We start from the raw sequence: 24,231 nt of genomic DNA, 5'->3' as shown, positions 1-24,231 counted from the left end.
CCTGTTCAGGTGGTCGGGGTATAGCTGCGCGCATGCCTGGTCCTGCGACCACGCACCGCTAAGCCACCCACTTCCCACCGAAGTTGTTGGTCAGTTACCGGCAGGCAGGTCTTCTGGCTTAGCCTCGTTCTCGCCCGCCCTTCCCAATCTTTCGATCAGTGGTTTTTGCGGGGTCGTCAGCATCACAGCAGCGGGGGCTGCGGGGGATTTACACCCCCTTCCCTGACACCAAACTGGTGTCGAACCTGTCGGTTGTATTCGCCGATGCGCCATGCATCCGCGGTTAATGTTTCAAGCTTACTTTTACCGCCTCATCGCCTGCAAAATGACGTCAGCGAGGTGAAGCGGTGTTGTGATATTCATCAGTCTCGTATTAACGGACACTCTATCCCATCACAAAAATAAAAACTGGTGTAGTTTATCCCTCGAATATCACTATTTTGTTGCGCTATGACAATTTATTGCTCTACTGTCGTTTTTTTCATTTTATAATGATGAAGATACTCCGGGATATCAAAAATCGGCAATAGCAAAATATTGTCATTTAAAAAGACTCAGTTTGTGATCCGGCATTAATTTGCTGACGAAATGCCTGCGGCGTTACCTGATAGGTCTGGCGAAACACTTTGCAAAAATAGCTGGTTTGCGAAAAACCTAAATTCCGCGCGATGCTGGCAATGCTCCAGTCGCTGTGGCATAGCAGCTCTTTTGCGCTCGCCATCCGCTGCTGATTGACCCAGGCGTTAAAGCCGATCCCCTGATACTTTTTAAACAGTTTGCTGAAGTAGTACGGGCTGAGATAGACGTGCGCCGCCACGTCCTCCAGACGCAGCTCATCGGAGAGATGCGCGTCGATATAGCGCAGCGCCTTCTTCATTTTGCCATCGTGCGGCGAGGCCGCCCGGCAGGCCTGCGCCGGGTCGTTCTGCGGCGGGTTATCTTTGATAACCACAAAGTTGAGCTGTTTTTTCAGGCAATTCTCGACGATCAGCTTCAGCAGATCCGCCGAAGCGATAACCCGCGAATAGTCCATCTCAGGCACATCGCGAAACGCCTGGACCAGCGCCGGATCGTCCTGCCAGCGGTCATCCACGTTCAGAATATCAACCAGTTCAATATCATTGCTCAGACGCACCTGGCCGCACAGCACGAAGCCAACGAGGTGGCCGGCGATCACCAGCGGGATGGAAAAATCAGTTAACCCCGCGTGACAGCGGTAGATACACAGCTGGTCATTTTTCGAGGCTTCCAGCCCGCCGCAGCGGTCGCTCATGCGACAGCGTCCGCTGTGCTCCGGGTGCTGACGCATGAGTTGGCAAAACGGCGTGAAATTAAACAGTTCAGAAATCTCATCACCGTGAATATTGACGACCACAACCGCCAGACTGGTGGCTTGCGCAAAATCCTGTGCGATTTTATTGATGAGTTCTGAGTTCAGGGTACTCGCAGAAATCATGATAAAACCCCTCAGTTAATTTTTTGTTATAAATAAAACATATTATTCATATTTCCCTTTTTTAGCATCAGATCCCGTCGACGATAAAAAAGTGCATTGACAATAACAAAAGTCTCCCACCCCGGGGAGACTTTTTGAGCGGTTCGTGATATCGGTTCATGAAATAGTTTTGCTATTTCAGTAATACATTTTTCACTGGATGCTAACGCGTATTTTTCTCCTCAACGCAGGTATGGCAGGGAAGATTATTGGCGATGAGAAAACGATAAATTGCGGCGCCGAGGCAGGCGCCCAGCAATGGCGCGATGATGGGCACGATAAAATAGGGAATATCCCTTCCACCAGTCATCGCGATGTCGCCCCACCCGGCGAGCCAGGCAAATAATTTCGGGCCAAAATCGCGCGCCGGGTTCATCGCAAAACCGGTAAGCGGCCCGGTCGAGGCGCCGATCACCGCTACCAGAATGCCAATCAACAGCGGCGCCAGCGGGCCCTTGGGTACGCCATTGCCATCATCGGTGAGCGCCATGATCATCCCCATCAACATCGAGGTGATCACCACCTCCACCAGCGCCGCATGCCAGATGCTGAGCTCAGGCGCCGGGTAGGTACTGAAGATACTGGCCAGCTGCAGGCTTTCCAGGCTGCCACGTACCATGTGATGCACCGTTTCAAATTGCGTAAACAGGGTGCTGTAAAGTATCCAGGCTAACACGGCGCCGCCAAACGCGCCGGCGACCTGGGCCACGATATAGGGCAACACTTTTCTACCCGGGAAGCAGGCAAACAGCCACAGGGCGACGGTGACGGCGGGGTTCAGATGCCCCCCCGAAATGCCGGCCGTCAGGTACACCGCCAGAGAAATACCCAGTCCCCAGATAATACAGATCTCCCACAGCCCCAGGCTGGCGCCAGCCAGCTTCAGAGCACTCAGGCAGCAGATACCAAAAAACAGAAACAGCCCGGTGCCTAAAAACTCGGCGATACATTGCGCGCGTAAAGAACCATTCATTGTGACACCTCTTGACGAAGTTCGTGTCCAGGCCAGCCAACCATCCGCTGGCTCGTTGGGTACGGCGAGGCCCACTATAGAAACCGGCGGCAGCAAAGTGTTGGCATCCTGCGGAAAACGGGCAGCGTAAAATCGCTGAAGAAGAGCAATTTATTGCTATTTGCTCGCAAATTCATGCAGCAATGGCGGGCGTTCAGGGGATATTTTTATTTCCAACTCAATAATAAAAAATTGCAAAAGCGCAGTGTTTATTTTCCAACAAATATCACACCATGCAAAATATCGCATAGCAAAAATAATTTAAAAAATCACGCCTAAAAATGTAAATATGGAACAGCATCCGCAAGATAATCACATTAATAACAAAAATAAAAACCAATAAAAACAACAATATAAAACAAATCATGACTATTTATTATTATATAAAAACCACTATTTTTTCGCTCTACATTATCAACTCAGCCATTCTTTTTCGCCGCCCCGCCATATAGTTCCCTCACTGGAACATACCCTGCGAGGTCTTTATGCAACAAGAAGCATTAGGAATGGTAGAAACCAAAGGCTTAACCGCAGCCATAGAGTCCGCTGACGCAATGGTTAAGTCGGCCAATGTTTTATTAGTGGGCTACGAAAGGATCGGTTCAGGCCTGGTGACCGTCATCGTGCGCGGCGACGTGGGGGCAGTTAAAGCCGCTACCGACGCCGGTGCCGCCGCAGCCCGCCACGTGGGCGAGGTGAAAGCCGTACACGTCATTCCCCGCCCCCATACCGATGTTGAAAAAATCTTACCGAAGGGGAATAGCCAATGAGCAGCAATGAGCTGGTTGAACAGATCATGGCGCAAGTCATAGCCCGTGTGGCGACGCCAGAGCAGCAGGCGCTTCCCGATACCCCCCATCCCACAGGAGAAACGGCTATGGCAGAGAAAAGCTGCAGCTTAACGGAATTTGTCGGGACCGCCATTGGCGACACCCTCGGGCTGGTCATCGCCAACGTGGATGCCGCATTGCTGGAAGCCATGAAGCTTGAAAAACGCTATCGCTCTATCGGCATCCTCGGCGCTCGCACCGGCGCCGGGCCGCACATTATGGCCGCCGATGAAGCGGTCAAAGCCACCAACACCGAAGTGGTCAGCATTGAGCTTCCTCGCGACACCAAAGGCGGCGCAGGCCATGGCTCACTGATTGTGCTGGGCGGGAACGATGTTTCCGACGTCAAACGCGGGATTGAGGTCGCGCTGAAAGAGCTGGACCGTACTTTCGGCGATGTCTACGGCAACGAGGCGGGTCATATCGAGCTGCAGTATACCGCGCGCGCCAGCTACGCCCTGGAAAAAGCCTTCGGCGCTCCGCTGGGCCGCGCCTGCGGGATTATCGTCGGCGCGCCGGCGTCCGTTGGCGTGCTGATGGCCGATACCGCGCTGAAATCAGCCAACGTCGAAGTGGTGGCTTACAGCTCACCGGCCCACGGCACCAGCTTCAGCAACGAAGCCATCCTGGTGATTTCCGGCGACTCCGGCGCGGTGCGCCAGGCGGTGATCTCCGCCCGGGAGATCGGCAAAACCGTACTGGGGACGCTGGGCGCCGAACCGAAAAACGATCGCCCCTCCTACATTTAATACCCGCGAGGCTGATTCATGAGATCGAAAAGATTTGAAGCACTGGCGAAACGCCCTGTGAATCAGGATGGTTTCGTTAAGGAGTGGATCGAAGAGGGCTTTATCGCGATGGAAAGCCCTAACGATCCCAAACCCTCTATCCGCATCGTCAACGGCGCGGTGACCGAACTCGACGGCAAACCGGTTGAGCAGTTCGACCTGATTGACCACTTTATCGCGCGCTACGGTATTAATCTGGCACGTGCCGAAGAAGTGATGGCCATGGATTCGGTCAAGCTCGCCAATATGCTCTGCGACCCGAACGTTAAACGCAGCGACATCGTGCCGCTCACCACCGCGATGACCCCGGCGAAAATCGTCGAAGTGGTGTCGCATATGAACGTGGTCGAGATGATGATGGCGATGCAAAAAATGCGCGCCCGCCGCACGCCGTCCCAGCAGGCGCATGTCACTAATATCAAAGATAATCCGGTACAGATTGCCGCCGACGCCGCTGAAGGCGCATGGCGCGGCTTTGACGAGCAGGAGACCACCGTCGCCGTGGCGCGCTACGCGCCGTTCAACGCCATCGCCCTGCTGGTCGGTTCACAGGTGGGCCGCCCCGGCGTCCTCACCCAGTGTTCCCTGGAAGAAGCCACCGAGCTGAAACTGGGCATGCTGGGCCATACCTGCTATGCCGAAACCATTTCGGTCTACGGTACGGAACCGGTGTTTACCGATGGCGATGACACCCCATGGTCGAAAGGCTTCCTCGCCTCCTCCTACGCCTCGCGCGGCCTGAAAATGCGCTTTACCTCCGGCTCCGGCTCTGAAGTGCAGATGGGTTATGCCGAAGGCAAATCGATGCTGTATCTCGAAGCGCGCTGCATCTACATCACCAAAGCCGCCGGGGTGCAAGGCCTGCAGAATGGCTCCGTCAGCTGTATCGGCGTGCCGTCCGCCGTACCGTCGGGTATCCGCGCCGTACTGGCGGAAAACCTGATTTGCTCAGCGCTGGATCTGGAGTGCGCCTCAAGTAACGATCAAACCTTTACCCACTCGGATATGCGGCGTACCGCGCGCCTGCTGATGCAGTTCCTGCCAGGCACCGACTTTATCTCCTCCGGTTACTCGGCGGTGCCGAACTACGACAACATGTTCGCCGGTTCCAACGAAGATGCCGAAGACTTCGACGACTACAACGTGATCCAGCGCGATCTGAAGGTCGATGGCGGCCTGCGGCCGGTGCGTGAAGAGGACGTGATCGCCATTCGTAATAAAGCCGCCCGCGCGCTGCAAGCGGTATTTGCCGGCATGGGTTTGCCGCCAATTACGGATGAAGAGGTGGAGGCCGCCACTTACGCCCACGGTTCAAAAGATATGCCTGAGCGCAACATCGTTGAGGACATCAAGTTTGCCCAGGAGATCATCAACAAGAACCGCAACGGCCTGGAGGTGGTGAAAGCCCTGGCGAAAGGCGGCTTCCCCGATGTCGCCCAGGACATGCTCAATATTCAGAAAGCCAAGCTCACCGGCGACTACCTGCACACCTCCGCCATTATCGTCGGCGAGGGCCAGGTGCTCTCGGCCGTGAATGACGTGAACGATTATGCCGGTCCGGCAACAGGCTATCGCCTGCAAGGCGAGCGCTGGGAAGAGATTAAAAATATCCCGGGCGCGCTCGATCCCAATGAACTTGGCTAAGGGGTGAAAAATGGAAATTAACGAAACGCTGCTGCGCCAGATTATCGAAGAGGTGCTGTCGGAGATGAAATCAGGCGCAGATAAGCCGGTCTCCTTTAGCGCGCCTGCCGCTTCCGTCGCATCGGCCGCTGTTGCGCCTGTGTCCAGCGAAAGCTTCCTGACGGAAATCGGCGAAGCCAAACCCGGCACGCAGCAGGATGAAGTCATCATTGCCGTCGGGCCCGCCTTTGGCCTGGCGCAAACCGCCAATATCGTCGGCATTCCGCATAAAAATATTCTGCGCGAAGTGATCGCCGGCATTGAGGAAGAAGGCATCAAAGCCCGGGTGATCCGCTGCTTTAAATCTTCTGACGTCGCCTTCGTGGCGGTGGAAGGCAACCGCCTGAGCGGCTCCGGCATCTCGATCGGTATTCAGTCGAAAGGCACCACCGTCATCCACCAGCGGGGCCTGCCGCCGCTTTCCAATCTGGAACTCTTCCCGCAGGCGCCGCTGCTGACCCTGGAAACCTACCGCCAGATTGGCAAAAACGCCGCGCGCTACGCCAAACGCGAGTCGCCGCAGCCGGTGCCGACGCTCAACGATCAGATGGCTCGTCCCAAATACCAGGCGAAGTCGGCCATTTTGCACATTAAAGAGACCAAATACGTAGTGACCGGCAAAAACCCGCAGGAACTGAGCATGGCACTTTAACAAAGGATATCCCGATGAATACCGACGCAATTGAATCCATGGTACGCGACGTGCTGAGCCGGATGAACAGCCTACAGGACGGGGCAACGCCCGCGCCAGCCGCACCGACAAACGACACCGCTCGCCAGCCTAAAGTCAGCGACTACCCGTTAGCCACCCGCCATCCGGAGTGGGTCAAAACCGCTACCAATAAAACGCTCGATGACCTGACGCTGGAGAACGTATTAAGCGATCGCGTTACGGCACAGGACATGCGCATCACCCCGGAAACGCTGCGCATGCAGGCGGCGATCGCCCAGGATGCCGGACGCGATCGGCTGGCGATGAACTTTGAGCGGGCCGCCGAGCTCACCGCGGTTCCCGACGACCGGATCCTTGAGATCTACAACGCCCTGCGCCCTTACCGTTCCACCCAGGCGGAGCTACTGGCGATCGCTGATGACCTCGAGCATCGCTACCAGGCCCGGCTCTGTGCCGCCTTTGTTCGGGAAGCGGCCGGGCTGTACGTCGAGCGTAAGAAACTGAAAGGCGACGATTAACAGGGGGCAAGCATGCGCTATATCGCTGGCATTGATATTGGCAACTCATCGACAGAGGTCGCCCTGGCGACGGTCGATGACGCAGGTGTGCTGAACATCCGCCACAGCGCGCTGGCTGAAACCACCGGTATTAAAGGCACATTACGTAATGTGTTCGGTATTCAGGAGGCGCTAACACAGGCGGCAAAAGCGGCAGGCATTCAGGTCAGCGATATCTCGCTTATTCGCATTAACGAAGCCACGCCGGTCATTGGCGATGTGGCGATGGAGACCATCACGGAAACCATCATCACCGAGTCCACCATGATCGGCCACAACCCGAAGACACCCGGCGGCGTCGGACTGGGGGTCGGCATCACCATCACACCGGAGGCGCTGCTGTCCTGCGCTGCGGACACCCCCTATATTCTGGTGGTCTCCTCAGCCTTTGACTTTGCCGATGTCGCTGCGATGGTCAATGCGGCGACGGCAGCGGGCTATCAGATTTCCGGCATTATTTTGCAGCAGGATGACGGCGTGCTGGTCAATAACCGGCTACAGCAACCGCTGCCGGTGATCGATGAAGTTCAGCATATCGACCGTATTCCACTTGGCATGCTGGCGGCGGTCGAGGTCGCTTTACCCGGCAAGATCATCGAAACGCTCTCCAACCCCTACGGTATTGCCACCGTTTTCGATCTCAACGCCGAAGAGACCAAAAATATCGTGCCAATGGCGCGGGCGCTGATTGGCAATCGTTCGGCCGTAGTGGTGAAAACCCCCTCCGGCGACGTCAAGGCACGGACTATTCCGGCGGGGAATCTGCTGCTCATCGCTCAGGGGCGCAGCGTACAGGTTGATGTGGCCGCCGGGGCGGAAGCCATCATGAAGGCGGTTGACGGCTGCGGCAAACTGGACAACGTCGCGGGAGAAGCGGGCACCAATATCGGCGGCATGCTTGAGCACGTGCGCCAGACCATGGCGGAGCTTACCAATAAGCCAGCTCAGGAGATCCGCATTCAGGATCTGCTGGCCGTTGATACGGCGGTGCCGGTCAGCGTGACCGGTGGCCTGGCGGGGGAGTTCTCGCTGGAGCAGGCGGTGGGTATCGCCTCGATGGTCAAGTCGGATCGCCTGCAGATGGCCCTGATCGCCCGTGAAATTGAGCACAAACTGCAGATTGCGGTTCAGGTGGGTGGCGCTGAGGCGGAAGCGGCCATTCTCGGGGCGCTCACCACTCCCGGCACCACGCGCCCGCTGGCGATCCTCGATCTGGGCGCCGGGTCGACCGACGCCTCCATTATCAATGCGCAAGGAGAGATCAGCGCCACTCACCTGGCCGGCGCCGGCGATATGGTCACGATGATCATCGCCCGCGAGCTGGGGCTTGAGGACCGCTATCTGGCGGAAGAGATCAAAAAATACCCGCTGGCGAAAGTCGAAAGCCTGTTTCATCTGCGTCATGAAGACGGCAGCGTCCAGTTTTTTCCGTCGGCCTTACCACCGGCGGTATTTGCCCGCGTCTGCGTGGTGAAACCGGATGAACTGGTTCCCCTGCCCGGCGATCTGCCGCTGGAGAAAGTGCGCGCCATTCGCCGTAGCGCCAAATCACGCGTCTTTGTCACCAACGCCCTGCGGGCGTTACGCCAGGTGAGCCCTACCGGCAACATTCGCGACATCCCGTTCGTAGTGCTGGTGGGCGGCTCGTCCCTCGATTTCGAGATCCCCCAGCTGGTCACCGACGCGCTGGCGCACTACCGGCTGGTTGCCGGGCGCGGCAACATCCGCGGCAGTGAAGGCCCGCGCAATGCGGTCGCCAGCGGATTACTCCTTGCCTGGCAAAAAGGAGGTACGCATGGAGAGTAGCCTCGTCACCCCCGCCATCGTCATTGCGGTCACTGACGAATGCAGCGAACAGTGGCGCGATGTCCTGCTGGGCATTGAAGAGGAAGGCATTCCTTTCGTTCTGCAACCGCGGACCGGCGGCGATCTTGTCCATCACGCCTGGCAGGCGGCGCAGCGTTCGCCGCTGCTGGTGGGCATCGCCTGCGACCGGGAACAGCTCATCGTGCACTACAAAAATTTACCCGCATCAACTCCGCTGTTTTCGCTGAGGTATCACCAGGACAGGCTGGCCCGGCGAAACACTGGCAACAATGCGGCTCGTCTCGTCAAAGGGATCCCATTTCGGGATCGCAATGCTTAATCCACAGGAGAACACAATATGAATAACGCACTAGGACTGGTTGAAACGAAAGGCCTGGTTGGCGCCATTGAAGCCGCTGATGCAATGGTGAAATCCGCCAACGTGCAGTTGATTGGTTACGAAAAAATTGGCTCCGGGCTGATTACCGTGATGGTCCGCGGAGACGTCGGTGCAGTGAAAGCCGCCGTTGACGCCGGGAGCGCGGCGGCCAGCGTGGTCGGCGAGGTCAAGTCCAGCCATGTGATCCCACGCCCGCACAGCGATGTCGAGGCCATTCTGCCGAAATCCGTCTGACCTTGAAACAAGGAGCACTGCGTGAAGCAATCACTGGGATTACTTGAGGTCAGCGGCCTGGCCCTGGCCATCACCTGCGCCGACGCCATGGCGAAAGCGGCCGCCATCACGCTGCTCGCCCTGGAAAAGACCAACGGCTCCGGCTGGATGGTGGTGAAGATCGCCGGTGATGTGGCCTCTGTCCAGGCGGCGGTGATGACCGGGGCCGAACTCGCCGACCGGCAGCAGGGGCTGGTGGCGCAGAAGGTTATCGCCAGGCCCGGCGCAGGCCTGCTGCCAGCCCACGTCGAAGCGCCTTCACCAGCACCTGACGCTGCTCTGGAAGAGGAGAACGCCACCGTAATGGATGAGCGCAGAGATCCCGCAGACACCCTCCCCCGCCCTGCGGAGCAGGTGACCTGCAACCTGTGCCTGGACCCGCACTGTCCACGGCAAAAAGGCGAACCTCGCTCGCAGTGCCTGCACGCCGGTAAACGAGGTGACGCGTAATGGATAAACAACAGCTGGCTTCAACAGTCAACAAAGTGCTGGATGAGATGCGCCAGCGTCCCATCCCAATCGGTATCTCCAGTCGCCATATCCATTTAGCGGCGGAGGACTATGCCAGGCTCTTTCCCGCTCAGCCCATCCAGCCGAAAAAAGCGCTGCTGCAGCCCGGGCAGTATGCCGCAGAGCAGACGGTGACTCTGGTTGGCCCCAAAGGACGATTAAATAACGTGCGCCTGCTCGGCCCTTTGCGCCAGACCAGCCAGGTGGAAATCTCACGCACCGACGCCCGGACCCTCGGTATCGCCGCGCCGCTGCGCATGTCAGGCAATCTGCAGGACACGCCAGGGATCCGCCTGATAAGCCCCTTTGCCGAACTGGAGCTGAGCAGCGGGACGATCGTCGCCCAACGACATATTCATATGTCCCCGCTCGATGCCCTGATCCTGCGCGTCGCCCATGGCGATAGCGTCGCGGTGGCGATCGAAGGCAGCGACAGGCGGCTTATCTTCGACAATGTAGCGGTCCGCGTAGCCCCGGATATGCGTCTTGAGATGCACATCGATACTGACGAAGCCAATGCGGCAGGCGCTGACGCTGCGCAGGCCTGGGCTACGCTGGTGACGAAGCCATGAACCACGCGATGCTGCAGCGTATCGTCGAAGAGGTCGCCGCCCGTCTGCGCCGTCGCGCCCGGAGTACGGCCACGCTCAGCGTGGCCCAGCTCGGCGAAGCGGATATCCACAGCCTGCTGTGCCAGCACGCTTCGCTGCGCATCGTGCAGGTGGATTTACCGCTGCTGGAGCAGCTTACCGGCCAGCGCGCGCTGACGGCCGCCGGTTGCGCGTTGCATGAGGCGATGGCCTGGGGCGTTCGGGTACAGCTAACGCTGCTTCCCGCCCTGCTCCCCGCGCTGGCGGTAAAAAAACTCGCCCGTTTGCCGCTGACGTTCAGCGACCCGCCTGGCCAGCCCGTCAGACTTCACGCCGCGTCGGTGCTCACCTATGCCGATGTAGCCCGTCTCAGGGGAGGTTATCTGGTGCTGCGCCGCCGCCCCATTATCACCGCCCTCGCCCGCGAAGCGGCCGTCGCGCGGCATGTTCAATTGATTAAGCAGGAGTGAACTATGCATCTGGCACGCGTGACCGGCGCCGTCGTCTCGACGCAAAAATCGCCCTCTCTGAACGGCAAAAAACTGCTGCTGGTGCGCCGGGTAAGCACAGACGACGAACATCCATTTCAGCCCGCGAGCGGCGATGAAGTGGCGGTAGATTCGGTTGGCGCTGGCGTCGGCGAACTGGTGCTGCTCTGCAGCGGCTCGAGCGCACGCCACGTCTTTAGCGGCCCGAATGAGGCCATCGATCTTGCCGTTGTGGGCATTGTTGACTCACTTTCACGCTAAGGGGGCGCCTGTGGCTATTTATACCCGAACCGGCGATGCCGGCAGTACATCACTCTTTACCGGCCAGCGGGTCAGCAAGACGCATCCGCGCGTCGAAGCCTACGGCACCCTGGATGAACTGAACGCGGTGCTGAGCCTGTGCGTCTGCGCCGCCGCTGAAGAGGAACATCGCGTCCTGCTCGAAGCCCTGCAGCAGCATATTTTCTGGTTCAGCGCGGAGCTCGCCAGCGACAGCGAACAGCCATCACCGGGTAAGCGCTATATCAGCAGCGAAGAGATTGCCCTGCTGGAGCAGACCATCGATCGCGAGATGGCCCGCGTGCCGGCGCTGCACCAGTTTGTGTTGCCCGGACGGTGCGAAGCCGCCAGTCGCCTGCACCTGGCCCGCACCGTTGCCCGTCGGGCGGAGCGTCGGCTGGTCGAGCTGGCGGCAGAGGTCACTCTCCGTCAGATACTGCTGCGTTATCTGAACCGCTTATCTGACTGTCTGTATGCCCTGGCGCGCAGCGAGGATCATGCCGATCACCAGCGCCGGCTCGTGGCGGAGATCGCGGCCCGCTACCTGGCCGCCAGCGGGTCGCCTGCGTCCGACGCGCCCAAAGCCCAGGCCGGGGCACTCTCCTTTCACGAGCTGCATCAGCTTACCCGTCAGGCTATCGAACACGCCCGCCAGCTGCAGGTGCCGGTGGTGGTCAGCATCGTTGACGCACACGGTACCGAAACCGTGACCTGGCGAATGCCCGATGCGCTGCTGGTCAGCAGCGAGCTGGCGCCAAAAAAAGCCTGGACCGCCGTCGCCATGAAAACCGCCACCCACGAGCTCGCGACGACCGTACAGCCAGGCGCTGCGCTGTACGGTCTGGAGAGCCATCTGCAGGGCAAAGTCGTCACCTTTGGCGGCGGATATCCGCTGTGGCGCGATGGTCAGCTAATAGCCGGTCTCGGGATTAGCGGCGGCAGCGTCGAGCAGGATATGGCTATTGCACAGGCTGCCATGGCGGCCATTAACGTGAGAACACATCAATGAATACAGCAGAACTGGAAACCCTTATCCGCACCATTCTCAGCGAAAAGCTCGCGCCCGCCCCCGTTTCTCAGGAACAGCAGGGCATTTTCCGCGACGTCGGCTGCGCCATCGACGCCGCCCATCAGGCTTTTCTCCGCTATCAGCAGTGTCCGCTAAAAACCCGCAGCGCCATTATCAGCGCGCTGCGGGAGACGCTGGCCCCCGAGCTGGCGACGCTGGCGGAGGAGAGCGCCACGGAGACCGGCATGGGCAACAAAGAAGATAAATATCTGAAAAATAAAGCTGCCCTTGAGAACACACCGGGCATTGAGGATCTCACCACCAGCGCCCTCACCGGCGATGGCGGGATGGTGCTGTTTGAGTACTCGCCGTTCGGGGTTATTGGCGCCGTGGCGCCCAGCACCAACCCAACGGAAACCATTATCAACAACAGTATCAGCATGCTGGCGGCGGGTAACAGCGTCTATTTCAGCCCTCATCCCGGCGCGAAAAAGGTCTCGTTAACGCTTATTGCCAGGATCGAAGAGATCGCCTACCGCTGCAGCGGGATCCGTAACCTGGTGGTCACCGTTGCCGAGCCGACCTTTGAGGCCACCCAACAGATGATGGCCCACCCGCTGATTGCCGTTCTGGCTATCACCGGCGGCCCTGGCATTGTGGCGATGGGCATGAAAAGCGGTAAAAAAGTGATCGGCGCTGGCGCCGGCAATCCGCCGTGCATCGTTGATGAAACGGCCGATCTCGTCAAAGCCGCCGAAGATATCATCAGCGGCGCCGCCTTCGATTACAACCTGCCCTGTATCGCCGAAAAAAGCCTGATCGTCGTCGCCTCCGTCGCTGACCGCCTGATCCAGCAGATGCAGGATTTTGACGCGCTGCTGTTGAGCCCGCAGGAGACCGATACCCTGCGCGCCGTCTGCCTGCCCGACGGCGCGGCGAATAAAAAACTGGTTGGTAAGAGCCCGGCTGAGCTGCTGGCGGCCGCCGGTCTCGCCGTCCCTTCCCGCCCCCCTCGCCTGCTGATAGCCGAGGTGCAGGCGAACGACCCCTGGGTGACCTGCGAGCAACTGATGCCGGTGCTGCCGATCGTCCGGGTCGCCGATTTTGATAGCGCCCTGGCCCTGGCCCTGCGCGTTGAGGAGGGTCTGCACCACACCGCCATTATGCACTCGCAGAATGTCTCGCGGCTCAATCTGGCGGCACGCACGCTGCAGACCTCCATTTTTGTCAAAAATGGTCCGTCTTACGCGGGTATCGGCGTCGGCGGCGAAGGGTTTACCACCTTCACCATCGCCACGCCAACCGGAGAAGGCACCACCTCCGCGCGGACGTTCGCCCGCCTGCGGCGCTGCGTGTTGACCAACGGTTTTTCCATTCGCTAACCGGGGGCGCCATGCACACCTTTTCTCTGCAAACGCGCCTCTACAGCGGCCCGGGCAGCCTGGCCGCGCTGCAGCGCTTTAGCCATCAGCACATCTGGATCGTCTGCGACGGCTTCCTGGCGCGCTCGCCGCTGTTCGAGCGGCTGCGCGCCGCGCTGCCCGCCAGCAACCGCGTCAGCGTGTTCAGCGATATTACACCGGATCCGACCATTCACACCGTGGCGAAAGGGATAGCGCAGATGCAGGCCCTGCGTCCGCAAGTGGTGATCGGCTTCGGCGGCGGCTCGGCGATGGACGCCGCCAAGGCGATCGTCTGGTTCAGCCAGCAGGGCGGGCTGCCTGTCGACACCTGCGTGGCGATCCCCACCACCAGCGGTACCGGGTCGGAAGTGACCAGCGCCTGCGTCATCAGCGACCCGGAAAAAGGGATCAAGTACCCGCTGTTCCATGAGGCGCTCTGTCCCGACATGGCGATCCTCGACCCAACGCTGGTGATCAGCGTACCGCCCACCATCACAGCCCATACCGGACTGGACGTCCTGACCCACGCCCTTGAGGCATGGGTATCGCCGCAGGCCACCGATTTTACCGATGCGCTGGCGGAAAAGGCCGCCAGGCTGGTGTTTCGCGCCCTACCCGTTGCGGTTCGCCAGGGCGACTGCGTTGCGACCCGCAGCAAAATGCACAATGCTTCAACCCTCGCCGGTATGGCCTTTAGCCAGGCTGGCCTTGGGCTCAATCATGCTATCGCCCATCAGCTTGGCGGCCAGTTTCACCTTCCCCATGGCCTGGCCAACGCGCTGCTGCTGACCGCGGTGATCCGCTTTAACGCCGGCGAGCCGCGAGCGGCGAAGCGCTATGCGCGCCTGGCCAGGGCCTGCCGGTTCTGCCCGCCGGAAGCTGGCGAACAGGAGGCTCTCCAGGCACTGCTTGCCGCGGTGGAAACACTGAAACAGCAGTGCGCCATTCCCACCCTCAAGGGCGCCTTGCAGGAAAAATATCCCCTTTTCTTATCGCGAATTCCCGCCATGGTGCCGGCCGCGCTGGCCGACGCCACCCTGCGCACCAACCCGCGTCCGGCCGATGGCGCGGCCATCGCGCAACTGCTGGAGAGCCTGCAATGAGTGAAGCGATAGTGCCACTACCAGACATGGACGCGGCGGAGATCCGCGAGCGCATCCGGGCCGCCGGCGTGGTGGGCGCCGGTGGGGCGGGCTTTCCGACCCACATCAAACTGCAGGCCAGGGTGGATACCGTGCTGGTGAACGCCGCTGAATGCGAACCGATGCTGAAGGTTGATCAACAGCTGATGGCGCAGCAGGCTGACCGGCTGATTCGCGGCCTGGGTTACGCAATGACCGCCACCGGCGCCCGGGAAGGGATCATTGCCCTGAAAGCGAAATATACTCCGGCGATTGCGGCGTTAACCCCGCGACTACCGGAATGGGCCCGGCTGCATATTCTGCCTGATGTCTATCCGGCCGGGGATGAGGTGCTCACTATCTGGCTGGCGACGGGTCGTCGCGTGCCGCCTGCCGCGCTGCCGGTCAGCGTCGGCGTAGTGGTCAATAACGTGCAGACGGTGCTCAATATCGCCAGAGCCGTGGAGCAGGGCTATCCGGTGACCCGCCGGACGTTGACCGTCAATGGCGCTGTCGCCCGTCCGCTGACGCTGACTGTCCCGCTGGGCATGTCGCTGCGCGAGGTGCTGGCCCTGGCCGGCGGCGCGACGGTTGCCGAACCGGGGTTTATCAACGGCGGTCCGATGATGGGCGCACTCATCACCTCCCTCGAGACACCGGTCACCAAAACCACCGGCGGCCTGCTGGTGCTTCCGGGCAACCATCCGTTGATCCAGCGGCGGCGGCAGGATGAGCACACCCTGCTCGCCATCGCCCGCACCGTCTGTGAGCAGTGCCGCTTATGCACGGATTTATGCCCCCGGCACCTGATCGGCCATGAGCTTTCTCCCCACCTGCTGGTGCGGGCGGTGAACTATCGCCAGGCGGCCACCCCGTCGCTGCTGCTCAGCGCCCTGACCTGCTCGGAGTGCAACGTTTGCGAGAGCGTCGCCTGCCCGGTGGGGATTTCCCCTATGCGCATCAACCGTCTGCTGAAACGTGAGCTGAGAGCGAAAAATCTGCGCTACGAAGGACCGCTGCGTCCGGCGGACGAGATGGCGAAGCACCGCCTGGTGCCGGTCAAACGGCTCATCAGCAAACTGGGGCTTGATCCCTGGTATCAGGAGGCGCCGCTGACGGCGGTGGAGCCGGAGGTGGGCTGCGTCACCCTGCCGCTGCGCCAGCATATCGGCATCAGCGCCGTCCCCTGCGTCGCGCCGGGAGAGCGAGTAACGCGCGGCCAGCTACTGGCAGACATCCCTGCCGACGCCCTCGGTGCGCCGGTACACGCCAGTATTGACGGCCAGGTCTCCGCCATCACGGAGCAGTCCATTACGCTTGTAAGAGGTTAATCATGACCCAGGCTATCGGAATTTTAGAACTGACCAGTATCGCCAGGGGAATGGAGCTGGGCGACGTCATGCTGAAAAGCGCGAACGTACAGCTCCTGCTCTGCAGAACCCTTTGTCCCGGGAAATTCCTGCTGATGCTCGGCGGCGACGTCGGCGCCGTGCAACAGGCAATCGCCGCCGGCACGGCGCGCGCCGGGGAGATGCTGGTGGACAGCCTGGTGCTGGCCAACATTCACCCCAGCGTACTGCCGGCGATCAGCGGACTCAACGTGGTCGAGCAGCGGCAGGCGGCGGGGATCGTCGAAACCTGGAGCGTGGCGGCATGCATCAGCGCCGCCGACCGCGCGGTGAAAGCGGCCAACGTCACCCTGGTTCGCGTTCATATGGCGTTTGGTATCGGCGGCAAATGCTACATGGTGGTGGCGGGTGATATCGCCGATGTCGACAACGCCGTCACGGTGGCCAGCGACAGCGCAGGCGAGAAAGGATTACTGGTTTACCGGGCAGTGATCCCGCGACCGCACGATGCGCTGTGGCAACAGCTGATGGAGGGATAATGGAACCGCAAACCCCTACCGAACGCATGATCCAGGAGTATGTCCCGGGTAAACAGGTCACTCTGGCGCATCTCATCGCCAATCCGGGCAAAGATCTGTTCAAAAAGCTGGGCCTGCCGGACGCGGTCTCCGCTATCGGCATTCTCACCATTACCCCCAGTGAGGCGTCGATCATCGCCTGCGACATCGCCACCAAGTCCGGCGCGGTGGAGATCGGCTTTCTCGATCGCTTCACCGGCGCGGTGGTATTGACTGGCGATGTCTCCGCGGTGGAGTACGCGCTCAGGCAGGTCACACGCACCCTTGGTGAGCTGATGCGCTTCACCGCCTGTCCAATTACCCGGACCTGAGCCCATGAAACGCCTGATGCTTATCGGACCCAGCCAGTGCGGCAAAACCTCGCTGACCCAGGTATTGCGTGGCGAAACCCTGCGTTATCAAAAAACGCAGGCCATCGTCTGGACGCCGGCCGCCATCGACACCCCGGGGGAATATCTGGAAAACCGCTGCCTGTACAGCGCACTGCTCACCAGCGCCTGCGAGGCCGATGTCATCGCGCTGGTACTGAATGCCGATGCGCCCTGGTCACCCTTTTCTCCGGGGCTTACCGCTCCGATGAACCGCCCGGTCATCGGGGTGATCACCAAAGCCGATTTAGCCGCCCCGCCCCGTCTGCAACAGGTCCGGGCATGGCTCGAGGCAGCAGGCGCCGAACATATCTTTATCACCAGCGCGTTAACCGGCGACGGGCTTGATGACCTGCTCGCCTGCCTGAACGCAGAGGAATATCAATGACCTATAAAATCATGGCGATCAACGCCGGCAGCTCCTCCCTGAAGTTTCAGCTGCTTAACATGCCGCAGGGAGCGCTGCTCTGCCAGGGGCTGATCGAACGTATTGGCTTGCCCGAGGCCCGCTTCATGCTGAAAACGTCGGCACAGAAATGGCAGGAGACGCTGCCCATCGCCGATCACCATGAGGCAGTGACCCTGCTGCTGGAGGCGCTGACCGGCCGCGGGATCCTGAGCAGCCTGCAGGAGATAGACGGCGTTGGCCACCGCGTCGCCCACGGCGGCGAACGCTTCAAAGACGCCGCGCTGGTCTGCGACGACACCCTGCGGGAGATCGAACGCCTGGCGGAGCTGGCGCCGCTGCATAACCCGGTCAATGCGCTGGGCATTCGCCTCTTTCGCCAGCGGCTGCCGGCGGTACCGGCGGTAGCGGTCTTTGATACCGCCTTTCACCAGACCCTGGCGCCGGAGGCCTGGCTCTATCCCCTGCCCTGGCGCTATTACGCCGAGCTGGGCATTCGCCGCTACGGTTTTCACGGCACCAGCCATCACTATGTCAGCAGCGCGCTGGCGGAAAAGCTGGGCGTACCGCTGAGCGCCCTGCGGGTAGTGAGCTGCCACCTGGGCAATGGCTGTAGCGTCTGCGCCATCAAAGGCGGGCAATCGGTGAATACCTCAATGGGCTTTACCCCGCAGTCCGGGGTGATGATGGGCACTCGCAGCGGCGATATCGACCCGTCGATTCTTCCCTGGCTGGTGGAGAAAGAAGGGAAATCCGCCCAGCAGCTCAGCCAGTTGCTGAATAATGAATCCGGGCTGCTTGGCGTCTCCGGCGTGTCCTCTGATTACCGCGACGTCGAACAGGCAGCTGACGCCGGCAACGAACGGGCGGCTCTGGCGCTGTCGCTGTTTGCCGAACGCATTCGCGCGACTATCGGCAGCTATATCATGCAGATGGGAGGTCTGGACGCGCTGATCTTTACCGGCGGCATAGGCGAGAATTCCGCCCGGGCGCGGGCGGCGATCTGCCGCAATTTGCATTTTCTCGGCCTCGCGCTGGACGACGAGAAAAACCAGCGGAGCGCGACCTTTATTCAGGCGGATAATGCGCTGGTCAAAGTGGCGGTGATCAACACCAATGAAGAGCTAATGATTGCCCGCGACGTCATGCGTCTTGCATTGCCGCAGGCGCGCGAGCTGGCGGTGTCGGCATAAACGACGCGCCTCCTCTTGCGGAGAATCATGGTAACCGGCGGGTCGCCATGCCACTATGCGCCCTGGCGAAGGTAAGCGGAAAGGTGAAAACGTGGCTGTTGCACAATGTCCCGCCTCGTGCGGAGAACTTATCCAGGGCTGGATCCTCGGCAGCGAAAAGCTGGTCTCCTGTCCGGTGGACTGGTACAGCACCGTCGAGGTCGAGACCGGGGTACCGCGAAAAGACGAGCGGCCGCTGTCGCGGGCGATGGTCGACCAGCTGCTGGCCCACTGGGGCTACCCCCCAGCGCTGAGCCAGCAGATCCGCATCACCCTGCACTCAACGATCCCGGTGGCCAAAGGGATGGCCAGCAGCACCGCCGATATCGCTGCCACCGCCGTCGCCACCGCCCATCATCTGGGCCATCTACTGGATGAGCCGACGCTGGCGCGCCTGTGCGTCGCGCTGGAGCCTACCGACAGCACCCTGTTTCGCCAGCTGACGCTGTTCGACCATAATACCGCCGCCACGCAAATCGCCTGTCCCCCTCCGCCAGCGCTCGACCTGTTAGTACTGGAGAGCCCGCTGACGCTGCGCACCACCGACTACCACCAGCTGCCGCGCGAGGCGGGTCTGTTGGCTAACGCCTCCCGGCTGCAGCTGGCGTGGGAGAAAGTACAGCAGGCCTGCCATTGCGGCAGCCCACAGCTACTGGGCGAAGCGGCGACCATCAGCGCCATCGCCAGCCAGCAGCTGTTGCCCAAACCGGGGTTTGACGCGCTACTGCAACTGGTGGAAAGCGCAGGATTGTATGGCCTTAACGTGGCGCACAGCGGCAGCGTCGTCGGCCTGTTGCTGGACCGCCGTCGTCATGACGTCGAATTTCTGCAATGGCGACTGGCAGACAGCGACATCGCCGCCCACTGGCCGCAGCAGCATCTGCTGGCGATGGTGCGTGGGGGCGTCACCCTGCAGTAGCCCTCAGGCCAGCACCCGCTGCAGCGCCGCCAGCAGCTGGTCGTTTTCGCTGGCGCTACGGATCGCCACCCGGAAATAACGGCTATCCAGCCCCGGGTAGTTGGCGCAGCTGCGGATCAGCACATGCTGGCGCAACAGGGCGTATTGCAGGTCAAGCCCTGGCCTGTCGCAGCGCAAGAACAGATAGTTGGCGCGCCCGGGCCATACGGTCAGCCCGGTAATCTCTTTCAGTCGTGAACAGAAACGCGCCCCCTCCTCCTGCAGCCACTGCCAGGTGGCCCGCTGATACGCCCGGTCCTGGAGGATGATCTCTCCGGCCAGGGCGGCATAGGCATTGATGGACCACGGCATTTGTCGCTCGCGCAGCCGGGCCACTGCCTGGGCGTCAGCGTTGAGCAGGTAGCCAAGACGCAGCCCAGGAATGGCATAAAATTTGGTGAGCGAGCGCAGAACCCAGACGTGCGGGTGCTGCGCCAGCAGGGGAATAAATCCCGGCTGGTCGGGCATAAAATCGAGGAAGGCCTCGTCAAGGATCAGACTGATGTTCAGCGCCCGACAGCGCTGCGCAATGGCTTCCAGCAGGCCCCGCTCCGGCAGCAGGCCGGTGGGGTTATTCGGGGTGCAAAGAAACAGGCAGTCCAGCGCCGGAGTCAGGGCATCGAGGATGGCGTCAGTCAGCTGCCAGCCATCGCACTCCCGGAGGGCATACTCCACCACCTCGCAGTCCACCGTCTGCAGCGCCCGCCGGTACTCCGCGAAACCAGGAATGACGATCATCGCCCGCCGCGGCTTAAGGCCGTGGACGAGGGTGAAGATCGATTCAGTTTCGCCGTTGCCGGCAAGGATATGCGCCGCCGGCAGCTGATGGTGGGCAGCCAGCGCCTGATGCAGCTGTTGATATTCAACGTCAGGGTAGCGCTCGGCGCAGCCTGGGTTGTCGACGATCGCCTGCCTGAGCGAAGCTGGCATCCCCAGCGGATTGATGTTGGCGCTAAAATCCAGCAGCTCGCCGGGCGCAATACCCAGCAGGCCGGCGGCCTCGCGGATATTGCCGCCATGGGCGCTTTTCAGTAAGGCCATGTCCCTTTCCTGTGTGGTTATCCGCGACGGGCCAGCGTCGCGCCGTCGGCGAAGTAAGCTTTAATCCCGGCGAGGATCGACTCGGCCACCTCCTGCTGGAATTTGGCCGTTTTCAGCTTCCGCTCTTCTTCCACGTTACTGATAAACGCCGTCTCCACCAGAATGGAGGGGATATCCGGCGCCTTCAGCACCGCAAAGCCCGCTTGCTCTACCCGATTTTTGTGCAGGTTATTGATATTGCCCATTTTCTCCAGCACCGCCTTGCCAAATTTGAGGCTGTCGGCGATGGTCAGGGACTGCACCATATCGAACATGGTGTGGTCGACATAGCGGTCGCCGCTCTTGCTGACCCCACCGATCAGATCCGAGGCATTCTGCGTCTGGGCGAGATATTTTGCCGCGGTACTGGTGGCCCCCCTGGTGGAGAGGGCAAACACTGAGGAACCGCTGGGCTGGCGGCTGGTAAAGGCGTCGGCGTGAATCGACACGAACAGGTCGGCGCGCTGCTTCTGCGCCTTGGCGACACGCACCTTCAACGGGATAAACACGTCTTCGTTGCGGGTCATATAGGCCTTCATATTGCCTTCTTTGTCGATCAGCGCCCGGAGGCGGCGGGCAATCTGCAGCACCACATCTTTCTCGCGGGTGCGATACTTCCCCACGGCGCCGGAGTCTTCGCCGCCGTGTCCGGGATCGAGCATAATGACAATCGGCCGGTCACGCCCGGCTTTGCCCGGCTGCGGTCCGCTTTGCGCCGGCGGCACCTGACGCTCCAGATCGCCTTTGTTGTAATCCTCGAGCAGCGCCAGCAGCGGATCCTGAACATCGGTGGCGTTGGCGGGGTAGAGGTCCATCACCAGACGCTCTTTAAAGCCGGCCACCGGCGCGAGGGCAAACAGCTGCGGCTTGACGTTCTGCTTGAGCTCAAAGACCATGCGCACGGTTTGCGGATCAAACTGGCCCACGCGGGCGGACTGAATAAAGGGGTCGTCATCGCGGATCTGCCCCCCCATGCCCTTCAGTACAGAGTTAAGGTTAACCCCTTCCAGATCCACCACCACCCGCTCCGGGTTACTGAGGGCAAACTGCCGGTATTTCAGCACATGATTCGATTCTACCGTGACGCGCGTGTAGGTCGATGCTGGCCAGACGCGAACAGCGACCACCCGCGCATCGGCAGCCAGCCCCACAGGGCTCACGCTCATTAACCACATGGCGCCCGCGCCCTGCAGCAGACGGCGACGGCTTAATCCAGAGTTGTTTCCCGACATGCCACTCCCAAGCAATAAAAACGCATTTGTACCCAAAACAAACAGATTGACCAGAAACTTTAACGAAAGGCATATAACCTGTCATCTATAAAAGGGTAAACATTCATTGACACCCTGCGCCGGGTCACATGTTTTTCGTGGCTTAGCCTAAAATTGGCACTTGCGTTTAACAGCAAAACAGAATAAAAATACAATAATTACGAATAATCATGCATTGAGGGTTTGTCATGGTGAAGGAACGTCGCACTGAACTGGTAGAAGGATTCCGCCATTCTGTTCCCTATATTAATGCCCATCGGGGAAAAACGTTTGTCATCATGCTGGGCGGCGAAGCCATTGAGCATGAAAATTTCTCAAATATTGTCAATGACATAGGATTATTGCATAGCCTGGGCATTCGCCTGGTCGTGGTCTATGGCGCCCGCCCGCAGATTGACGCTAACCTCGCCGAGCACCACCACGAGCCGGTCTATCACAAGCAGACGCGAGTGACTGACGCTAAAACGCTTGAGCTGGTTAAGCAGGCGGCGGGGATGCTGCAGCTGGAGATCACCGCCCGCCTGTCGATGAGCCTCAACAACACCCCGCTGCAGGGGGCCCATATCAACGTTGTCAGCGGCAACTTTATCATCGCCCAGCCGCTGGGCGTCGATGACGGCGTCGATTATTGCCACAGCGGACGCATTCGCCGCATTGACGAAGAGGCGATTCATCGTCAGCTCGACAGCGGCGCCATTGTCCTGATGGGGCCGGTCGCGGTGTCGGTCACCGGCGAGAGCTTTAACCTGACTTCGGAAGAGATCGCCACCCAGCTGGCCATCAAGCTGAAGGCGGAGAAAATGATCGGCTTCTGTTCGTCGCAAGGGGTTTACAACCAGGCCGGGGAAATCGTCTCCGAACTGTTCCCTAATGAGGCGCAGGCCCGCGTCGAAGAGCTGGAAGCGGACGAAGATTATAACTCCGGCACCGTGCGCTTCCTGCGCGGGGCCGTGAAGGCCTGCCGCAGCGGCGTGCGGCGCTGCCACCTGATCAGCTATCAGGAAAATGGCGCGCTGCTGCAGGAGCTGTTCTCACGCGACGGCATCGGCACCCAGATCGTCATGGAGAGCGCGGAGCAGATCCGCCGGGCGACCATCAACGATATCGGCGGTATTCTTGAGCTGATAAGCCCGCTTGAGCAGCAGGGCATCCTGGTGCGCCGCTCCCGCGAGCAGCTGGAGATGGAGATCGACAAATTCACCATTATTCAGCGCGATAACACCACTATCGCCTGCGCTGCCCTCTATCCTTTCCCGGAAGAGAAGATCGGCGAAATGGCCTGCGTGGCGGTGCATCCAGATTACCGGAGCTCGTCACGGGGAGAGGTGCTTCTGGAACGTATTGCCGCTCAGGCCAGACAGATGGGACTGAGCAAGCTGTTCGTGCTAACCACCCGCAGCATCCACTGGTTCCAGGAGCGCGGCTTCACGCCGGTAGATATCGACCTGCTGCCGGAGAGTAAAAAGCAGATGTATAACTATCAGCGCCGGTCGAAGGTGCTGATGGCCGACCTCGCTTAGGCCCTTCTTCACTCTTTCTAACGGCCCGGGATAGCGCGACGCTTATCGCTTTATCCTGGGCCGGTCTCCCGCCACTCTTCGCGCCAGCGCTCGTCTGCGGAACGCGAGCTAAATTCCTGGTTTCCGCGCAGACCATTTCTTTCTCGCTGGCTCACCGATATGCTACTGGCTGTCGACAGGACGTCGACTGGCGCCACGGCCGCCACCCGCCCTGCAAGGATCGCTTAAAGAATGGAAACCAAACCGAACTGGCTGGTCAGACATATCAACCTCATTACCGCCACGGTCACCCTCTATCCGTGGTTGCTGATGATATTGCTCCTCTGGGATAACCAGCGCCATCATCAGCATGGTTATGCCGCGCTCGGCGCCGCCATCGCGATATTATTCCTGCTGGCCCTGACGTCCGGCATGAATGTTCTCATCTCCTCGCTGGTGATTTTTGTTGCCCGCTGTTCCACCCCACCGCTGGCCAGCGGCGCGGCAGTCCGCTTTTGCGCCATGAACTCGATATCGGTGCTCTGGCTCATCCCCCTGGTCTTCAGCTACTGA

The 24,231-nt window shown here is 60.2% G+C and carries 27 protein-coding genes and 1 riboswitch; of the genes, 23 read left to right on the top strand and 4 right to left on the bottom strand.

Going from position 1 to position 24,231, the window contains the following annotated elements; translation table 11 throughout:
• Positions 1 to 85: 85 nt before the first annotated feature.
• Positions 86 to 264: riboswitch (cobalamin riboswitch) on the bottom strand.
• 280 nt (positions 265 to 544) lie between these two features.
• Positions 545 to 1,456, bottom strand: coding sequence for a transcriptional regulator PocR (gene pocR, locus DTA24_RS05110; protein ID WP_012967304.1), 912 nt, complete (start codon positions 1,454 to 1,456; stop codon positions 545 to 547).
• A gap of 202 nt (positions 1,457 to 1,658) precedes the next feature.
• The gene (gene pduF, locus DTA24_RS05105; RefSeq protein WP_012967303.1) at positions 1,659 to 2,468 is read right to left on the bottom strand and encodes a propanediol diffusion facilitator PduF; all 810 of its coding nucleotides are present in this window, start codon (positions 2,466 to 2,468) and stop codon (positions 1,659 to 1,661) included.
• Positions 2,469 to 2,992: 524 nt separating this feature from the next.
• Here pduF and pduA point away from each other — a divergent pair.
• The 21 genes from pduA to DTA24_RS05000 all read left to right on the top strand — a co-directional run bounded on the left by pduA (position 2,993) and on the right by DTA24_RS05000 (position 19,769).
• A complete protein-coding gene (gene pduA / locus DTA24_RS05100) occupies positions 2,993 to 3,277 on the top strand; it encodes a propanediol utilization microcompartment protein PduA (protein ID WP_049139868.1) in 285 nt (94 codons plus the stop codon).
• A complete protein-coding gene (gene pduB / locus DTA24_RS05095) occupies positions 3,274 to 4,086 on the top strand; it encodes a propanediol utilization microcompartment protein PduB (RefSeq protein ID WP_008806300.1) in 813 nt (270 codons plus the stop codon). Before pduA ends, pduB begins: the two co-directional genes overlap by 4 nt.
• A gap of 18 nt (positions 4,087 to 4,104) precedes the next feature.
• The gene (pduC, locus tag DTA24_RS05090) at positions 4,105 to 5,769 is read left to right on the top strand and encodes a propanediol dehydratase large subunit PduC (RefSeq protein WP_002915744.1); all 1,665 of its coding nucleotides are present in this window, start codon (positions 4,105 to 4,107) and stop codon (positions 5,767 to 5,769) included.
• 10 nt (positions 5,770 to 5,779) lie between these two features.
• Positions 5,780 to 6,460 carry a propanediol dehydratase medium subunit PduD gene (pduD, locus tag DTA24_RS05085; RefSeq protein WP_012967302.1) on the top strand — a complete coding sequence of 227 codons (681 nt, stop codon included), beginning with the start codon at positions 5,780 to 5,782 and terminating at the stop codon, positions 6,458 to 6,460.
• Positions 6,461 to 6,474: 14 nt separating this feature from the next.
• Positions 6,475 to 6,999, top strand: a complete 525-nt coding sequence (pduE, locus tag DTA24_RS05080) for a propanediol dehydratase small subunit PduE (protein ID WP_012540674.1) — start codon at positions 6,475 to 6,477, stop codon at positions 6,997 to 6,999.
• 12 nt (positions 7,000 to 7,011) lie between these two features.
• Positions 7,012 to 8,844, top strand: a complete 1,833-nt coding sequence (locus DTA24_RS05075) for a diol dehydratase reactivase subunit alpha (RefSeq protein ID WP_038421744.1) — start codon at positions 7,012 to 7,014, stop codon at positions 8,842 to 8,844.
• On the top strand, positions 8,834 to 9,184 hold the full coding sequence (locus DTA24_RS05070) for a glycerol dehydratase reactivase beta/small subunit family protein (protein ID WP_012540672.1): 351 nt from the start codon (positions 8,834 to 8,836) through the stop codon (positions 9,182 to 9,184). Before DTA24_RS05075 ends, DTA24_RS05070 begins: the two co-directional genes overlap by 11 nt.
• 18 nt (positions 9,185 to 9,202) lie before the next feature.
• On the top strand, positions 9,203 to 9,478 hold the full coding sequence (gene pduJ, locus DTA24_RS05065; protein ID WP_002915806.1) for a propanediol utilization microcompartment protein PduJ: 276 nt from the start codon (positions 9,203 to 9,205) through the stop codon (positions 9,476 to 9,478).
• 21 nt (positions 9,479 to 9,499) lie between these two features.
• Complete coding sequence (locus DTA24_RS05060; protein WP_038421746.1) at positions 9,500 to 9,967, top strand: BMC domain-containing protein; 468 nt, start codon at positions 9,500 to 9,502, stop codon at positions 9,965 to 9,967.
• Positions 9,967 to 10,599, top strand: a complete 633-nt coding sequence (locus tag DTA24_RS05055; RefSeq protein ID WP_012540670.1) for a phosphate propanoyltransferase — start codon at positions 9,967 to 9,969, stop codon at positions 10,597 to 10,599. The genes DTA24_RS05060 and DTA24_RS05055 overlap by 1 nt, the downstream gene beginning before the upstream one ends.
• Positions 10,596 to 11,087 (top strand): microcompartment protein PduM, encoded by a 492-nt coding sequence (pduM, locus tag DTA24_RS05050; protein WP_012540669.1) that lies wholly within the window; start codon positions 10,596 to 10,598, stop codon positions 11,085 to 11,087. The genes DTA24_RS05055 and pduM overlap by 4 nt, the downstream gene beginning before the upstream one ends.
• Positions 11,088 to 11,090: 3 nt before the next feature.
• A complete protein-coding gene (locus tag DTA24_RS05045; RefSeq protein WP_012540668.1) occupies positions 11,091 to 11,366 on the top strand; it encodes a EutN/CcmL family microcompartment protein in 276 nt (91 codons plus the stop codon).
• A 10-nt stretch (positions 11,367 to 11,376) separates the two neighbouring features.
• Complete coding sequence (gene pduO, locus DTA24_RS05040) at positions 11,377 to 12,393, top strand: two-domain cob(I)yrinic acid a,c-diamide adenosyltransferase PduO (protein WP_032740962.1); 1,017 nt, start codon at positions 11,377 to 11,379, stop codon at positions 12,391 to 12,393.
• Complete coding sequence (gene pduP, locus DTA24_RS05035; protein ID WP_032740963.1) at positions 12,390 to 13,775, top strand: CoA-acylating propionaldehyde dehydrogenase PduP; 1,386 nt, start codon at positions 12,390 to 12,392, stop codon at positions 13,773 to 13,775. Before pduO ends, pduP begins: the two co-directional genes overlap by 4 nt.
• Before the next feature lie 11 nt (positions 13,776 to 13,786).
• Positions 13,787 to 14,899, top strand: a complete 1,113-nt coding sequence (gene pduQ, locus DTA24_RS05030) for a 1-propanol dehydrogenase PduQ (protein ID WP_032740964.1) — start codon at positions 13,787 to 13,789, stop codon at positions 14,897 to 14,899.
• Positions 14,896 to 16,248 carry a 4Fe-4S dicluster domain-containing protein gene (locus tag DTA24_RS05025; RefSeq protein WP_086070702.1) on the top strand — a complete coding sequence of 451 codons (1,353 nt, stop codon included), beginning with the start codon at positions 14,896 to 14,898 and terminating at the stop codon, positions 16,246 to 16,248. Before pduQ ends, DTA24_RS05025 begins: the two co-directional genes overlap by 4 nt.
• Before the next feature lie 2 nt (positions 16,249 to 16,250).
• Positions 16,251 to 16,805 (top strand): propanediol utilization microcompartment protein PduT, encoded by a 555-nt coding sequence (gene pduT, locus DTA24_RS05020; protein WP_012967293.1) that lies wholly within the window; start codon positions 16,251 to 16,253, stop codon positions 16,803 to 16,805.
• Entirely contained in the window at positions 16,805 to 17,155 is a 351-nt protein-coding gene (pduU, locus tag DTA24_RS05015; RefSeq protein WP_002915850.1) for a propanediol utilization microcompartment protein PduU, read from the top strand. The genes pduT and pduU overlap by 1 nt, the downstream gene beginning before the upstream one ends.
• Before the next feature lie 4 nt (positions 17,156 to 17,159).
• Positions 17,160 to 17,600, top strand: coding sequence for a propanediol utilization protein PduV (gene pduV, locus DTA24_RS05010; protein WP_008806315.1), 441 nt, complete (start codon positions 17,160 to 17,162; stop codon positions 17,598 to 17,600).
• The gene (locus tag DTA24_RS05005; RefSeq protein ID WP_042947451.1) at positions 17,597 to 18,811 is read left to right on the top strand and encodes an acetate/propionate family kinase; all 1,215 of its coding nucleotides are present in this window, start codon (positions 17,597 to 17,599) and stop codon (positions 18,809 to 18,811) included. The genes pduV and DTA24_RS05005 overlap by 4 nt, the downstream gene beginning before the upstream one ends.
• A gap of 91 nt (positions 18,812 to 18,902) precedes the next feature.
• Positions 18,903 to 19,769, top strand: coding sequence for an L-threonine kinase (locus tag DTA24_RS05000; protein WP_032737189.1), 867 nt, complete (start codon positions 18,903 to 18,905; stop codon positions 19,767 to 19,769).
• Between the two features lie 3 nt (positions 19,770 to 19,772).
• Here the strand turns inward: DTA24_RS05000 and cobD are convergent, their stop codons facing one another.
• A complete protein-coding gene (gene cobD, locus DTA24_RS04995; protein ID WP_043876116.1) occupies positions 19,773 to 20,849 on the bottom strand; it encodes a threonine-phosphate decarboxylase CobD in 1,077 nt (358 codons plus the stop codon).
• A 17-nt stretch (positions 20,850 to 20,866) separates the two neighbouring features.
• Complete coding sequence (amiC, locus tag DTA24_RS04990; protein WP_008806319.1) at positions 20,867 to 22,120, bottom strand: N-acetylmuramoyl-L-alanine amidase AmiC; 1,254 nt, start codon at positions 22,118 to 22,120, stop codon at positions 20,867 to 20,869.
• A 227-nt stretch (positions 22,121 to 22,347) separates the two neighbouring features.
• On the opposite strand from amiC, the gene argA reads away from it, so the two are divergent.
• Positions 22,348 to 23,679 (top strand): amino-acid N-acetyltransferase, encoded by a 1,332-nt coding sequence (gene argA / locus DTA24_RS04985; RefSeq protein ID WP_004149616.1) that lies wholly within the window; start codon positions 22,348 to 22,350, stop codon positions 23,677 to 23,679.
• Between the two features lie 231 nt (positions 23,680 to 23,910).
• Positions 23,911 to 24,231 carry a hypothetical protein gene (locus DTA24_RS04980; protein ID WP_012540661.1) on the top strand — a complete coding sequence of 107 codons (321 nt, stop codon included), beginning with the start codon at positions 23,911 to 23,913 and terminating at the stop codon, positions 24,229 to 24,231.

This window comes from Klebsiella sp. P1CD1, from assembly GCF_003790505.1.
GTDB classification, from domain to species: Bacteria; Pseudomonadota; Gammaproteobacteria; order Enterobacterales; family Enterobacteriaceae; genus Klebsiella; species Klebsiella variicola.
This window is presented reverse-complemented; position numbering and strand designations above follow the sequence as displayed.

Excerpts from the sequence above, each read along its gene's own strand:
- pduP (WP_032740963.1), top strand. The coding sequence starts at position 12,390 with ATGAATACAGCAGAACTGGAAACCCTTATCCGCACCATTCTCAGCGAA.
- pduQ (WP_032740964.1), top strand. The coding sequence starts at position 13,787 with ATGCACACCTTTTCTCTGCAAACGCGCCTCTACAGCGGCCCGGGCAGC.
- DTA24_RS05075 (WP_038421744.1), top strand. The coding sequence starts at position 7,012 with ATGCGCTATATCGCTGGCATTGATATTGGCAACTCATCGACAGAGGTC.
- argA (WP_004149616.1), top strand. The coding sequence starts at position 22,348 with ATGGTGAAGGAACGTCGCACTGAACTGGTAGAAGGATTCCGCCATTCT.
- pduV (WP_008806315.1), top strand. The coding sequence starts at position 17,160 with ATGAAACGCCTGATGCTTATCGGACCCAGCCAGTGCGGCAAAACCTCG.
- pduC (WP_002915744.1), top strand. The coding sequence starts at position 4,105 with ATGAGATCGAAAAGATTTGAAGCACTGGCGAAACGCCCTGTGAATCAG.
- cobD (WP_043876116.1), bottom strand. The coding sequence starts at position 20,849 with ATGGCCTTACTGAAAAGCGCCCATGGCGGCAATATCCGCGAGGCCGCC.
- pduB (WP_008806300.1), top strand. The coding sequence starts at position 3,274 with ATGAGCAGCAATGAGCTGGTTGAACAGATCATGGCGCAAGTCATAGCC.
- DTA24_RS04980 (WP_012540661.1), top strand. The coding sequence starts at position 23,911 with ATGGAAACCAAACCGAACTGGCTGGTCAGACATATCAACCTCATTACC.
- DTA24_RS05070 (WP_012540672.1), top strand. The coding sequence starts at position 8,834 with ATGGAGAGTAGCCTCGTCACCCCCGCCATCGTCATTGCGGTCACTGAC.
- pocR (WP_012967304.1), bottom strand. The coding sequence starts at position 1,456 with ATGATTTCTGCGAGTACCCTGAACTCAGAACTCATCAATAAAATCGCA.
- DTA24_RS05045 (WP_012540668.1), top strand. The coding sequence starts at position 11,091 with ATGCATCTGGCACGCGTGACCGGCGCCGTCGTCTCGACGCAAAAATCG.
- pduJ (WP_002915806.1), top strand. The coding sequence starts at position 9,203 with ATGAATAACGCACTAGGACTGGTTGAAACGAAAGGCCTGGTTGGCGCC.
- pduT (WP_012967293.1), top strand. The coding sequence starts at position 16,251 with ATGACCCAGGCTATCGGAATTTTAGAACTGACCAGTATCGCCAGGGGA.
- DTA24_RS05055 (WP_012540670.1), top strand. The coding sequence starts at position 9,967 with ATGGATAAACAACAGCTGGCTTCAACAGTCAACAAAGTGCTGGATGAG.
- amiC (WP_008806319.1), bottom strand. The coding sequence starts at position 22,120 with ATGTCGGGAAACAACTCTGGATTAAGCCGTCGCCGTCTGCTGCAGGGC.
- pduM (WP_012540669.1), top strand. The coding sequence starts at position 10,596 with ATGAACCACGCGATGCTGCAGCGTATCGTCGAAGAGGTCGCCGCCCGT.
- pduE (WP_012540674.1), top strand. The coding sequence starts at position 6,475 with ATGAATACCGACGCAATTGAATCCATGGTACGCGACGTGCTGAGCCGG.
- pduF (WP_012967303.1), bottom strand. The coding sequence starts at position 2,468 with ATGAATGGTTCTTTACGCGCGCAATGTATCGCCGAGTTTTTAGGCACC.
- DTA24_RS05025 (WP_086070702.1), top strand. The coding sequence starts at position 14,896 with ATGAGTGAAGCGATAGTGCCACTACCAGACATGGACGCGGCGGAGATC.
- pduU (WP_002915850.1), top strand. The coding sequence starts at position 16,805 with ATGGAACCGCAAACCCCTACCGAACGCATGATCCAGGAGTATGTCCCG.
- DTA24_RS05005 (WP_042947451.1), top strand. The coding sequence starts at position 17,597 with ATGACCTATAAAATCATGGCGATCAACGCCGGCAGCTCCTCCCTGAAG.
- pduA (WP_049139868.1), top strand. The coding sequence starts at position 2,993 with ATGCAACAAGAAGCATTAGGAATGGTAGAAACCAAAGGCTTAACCGCA.
- pduD (WP_012967302.1), top strand. The coding sequence starts at position 5,780 with ATGGAAATTAACGAAACGCTGCTGCGCCAGATTATCGAAGAGGTGCTG.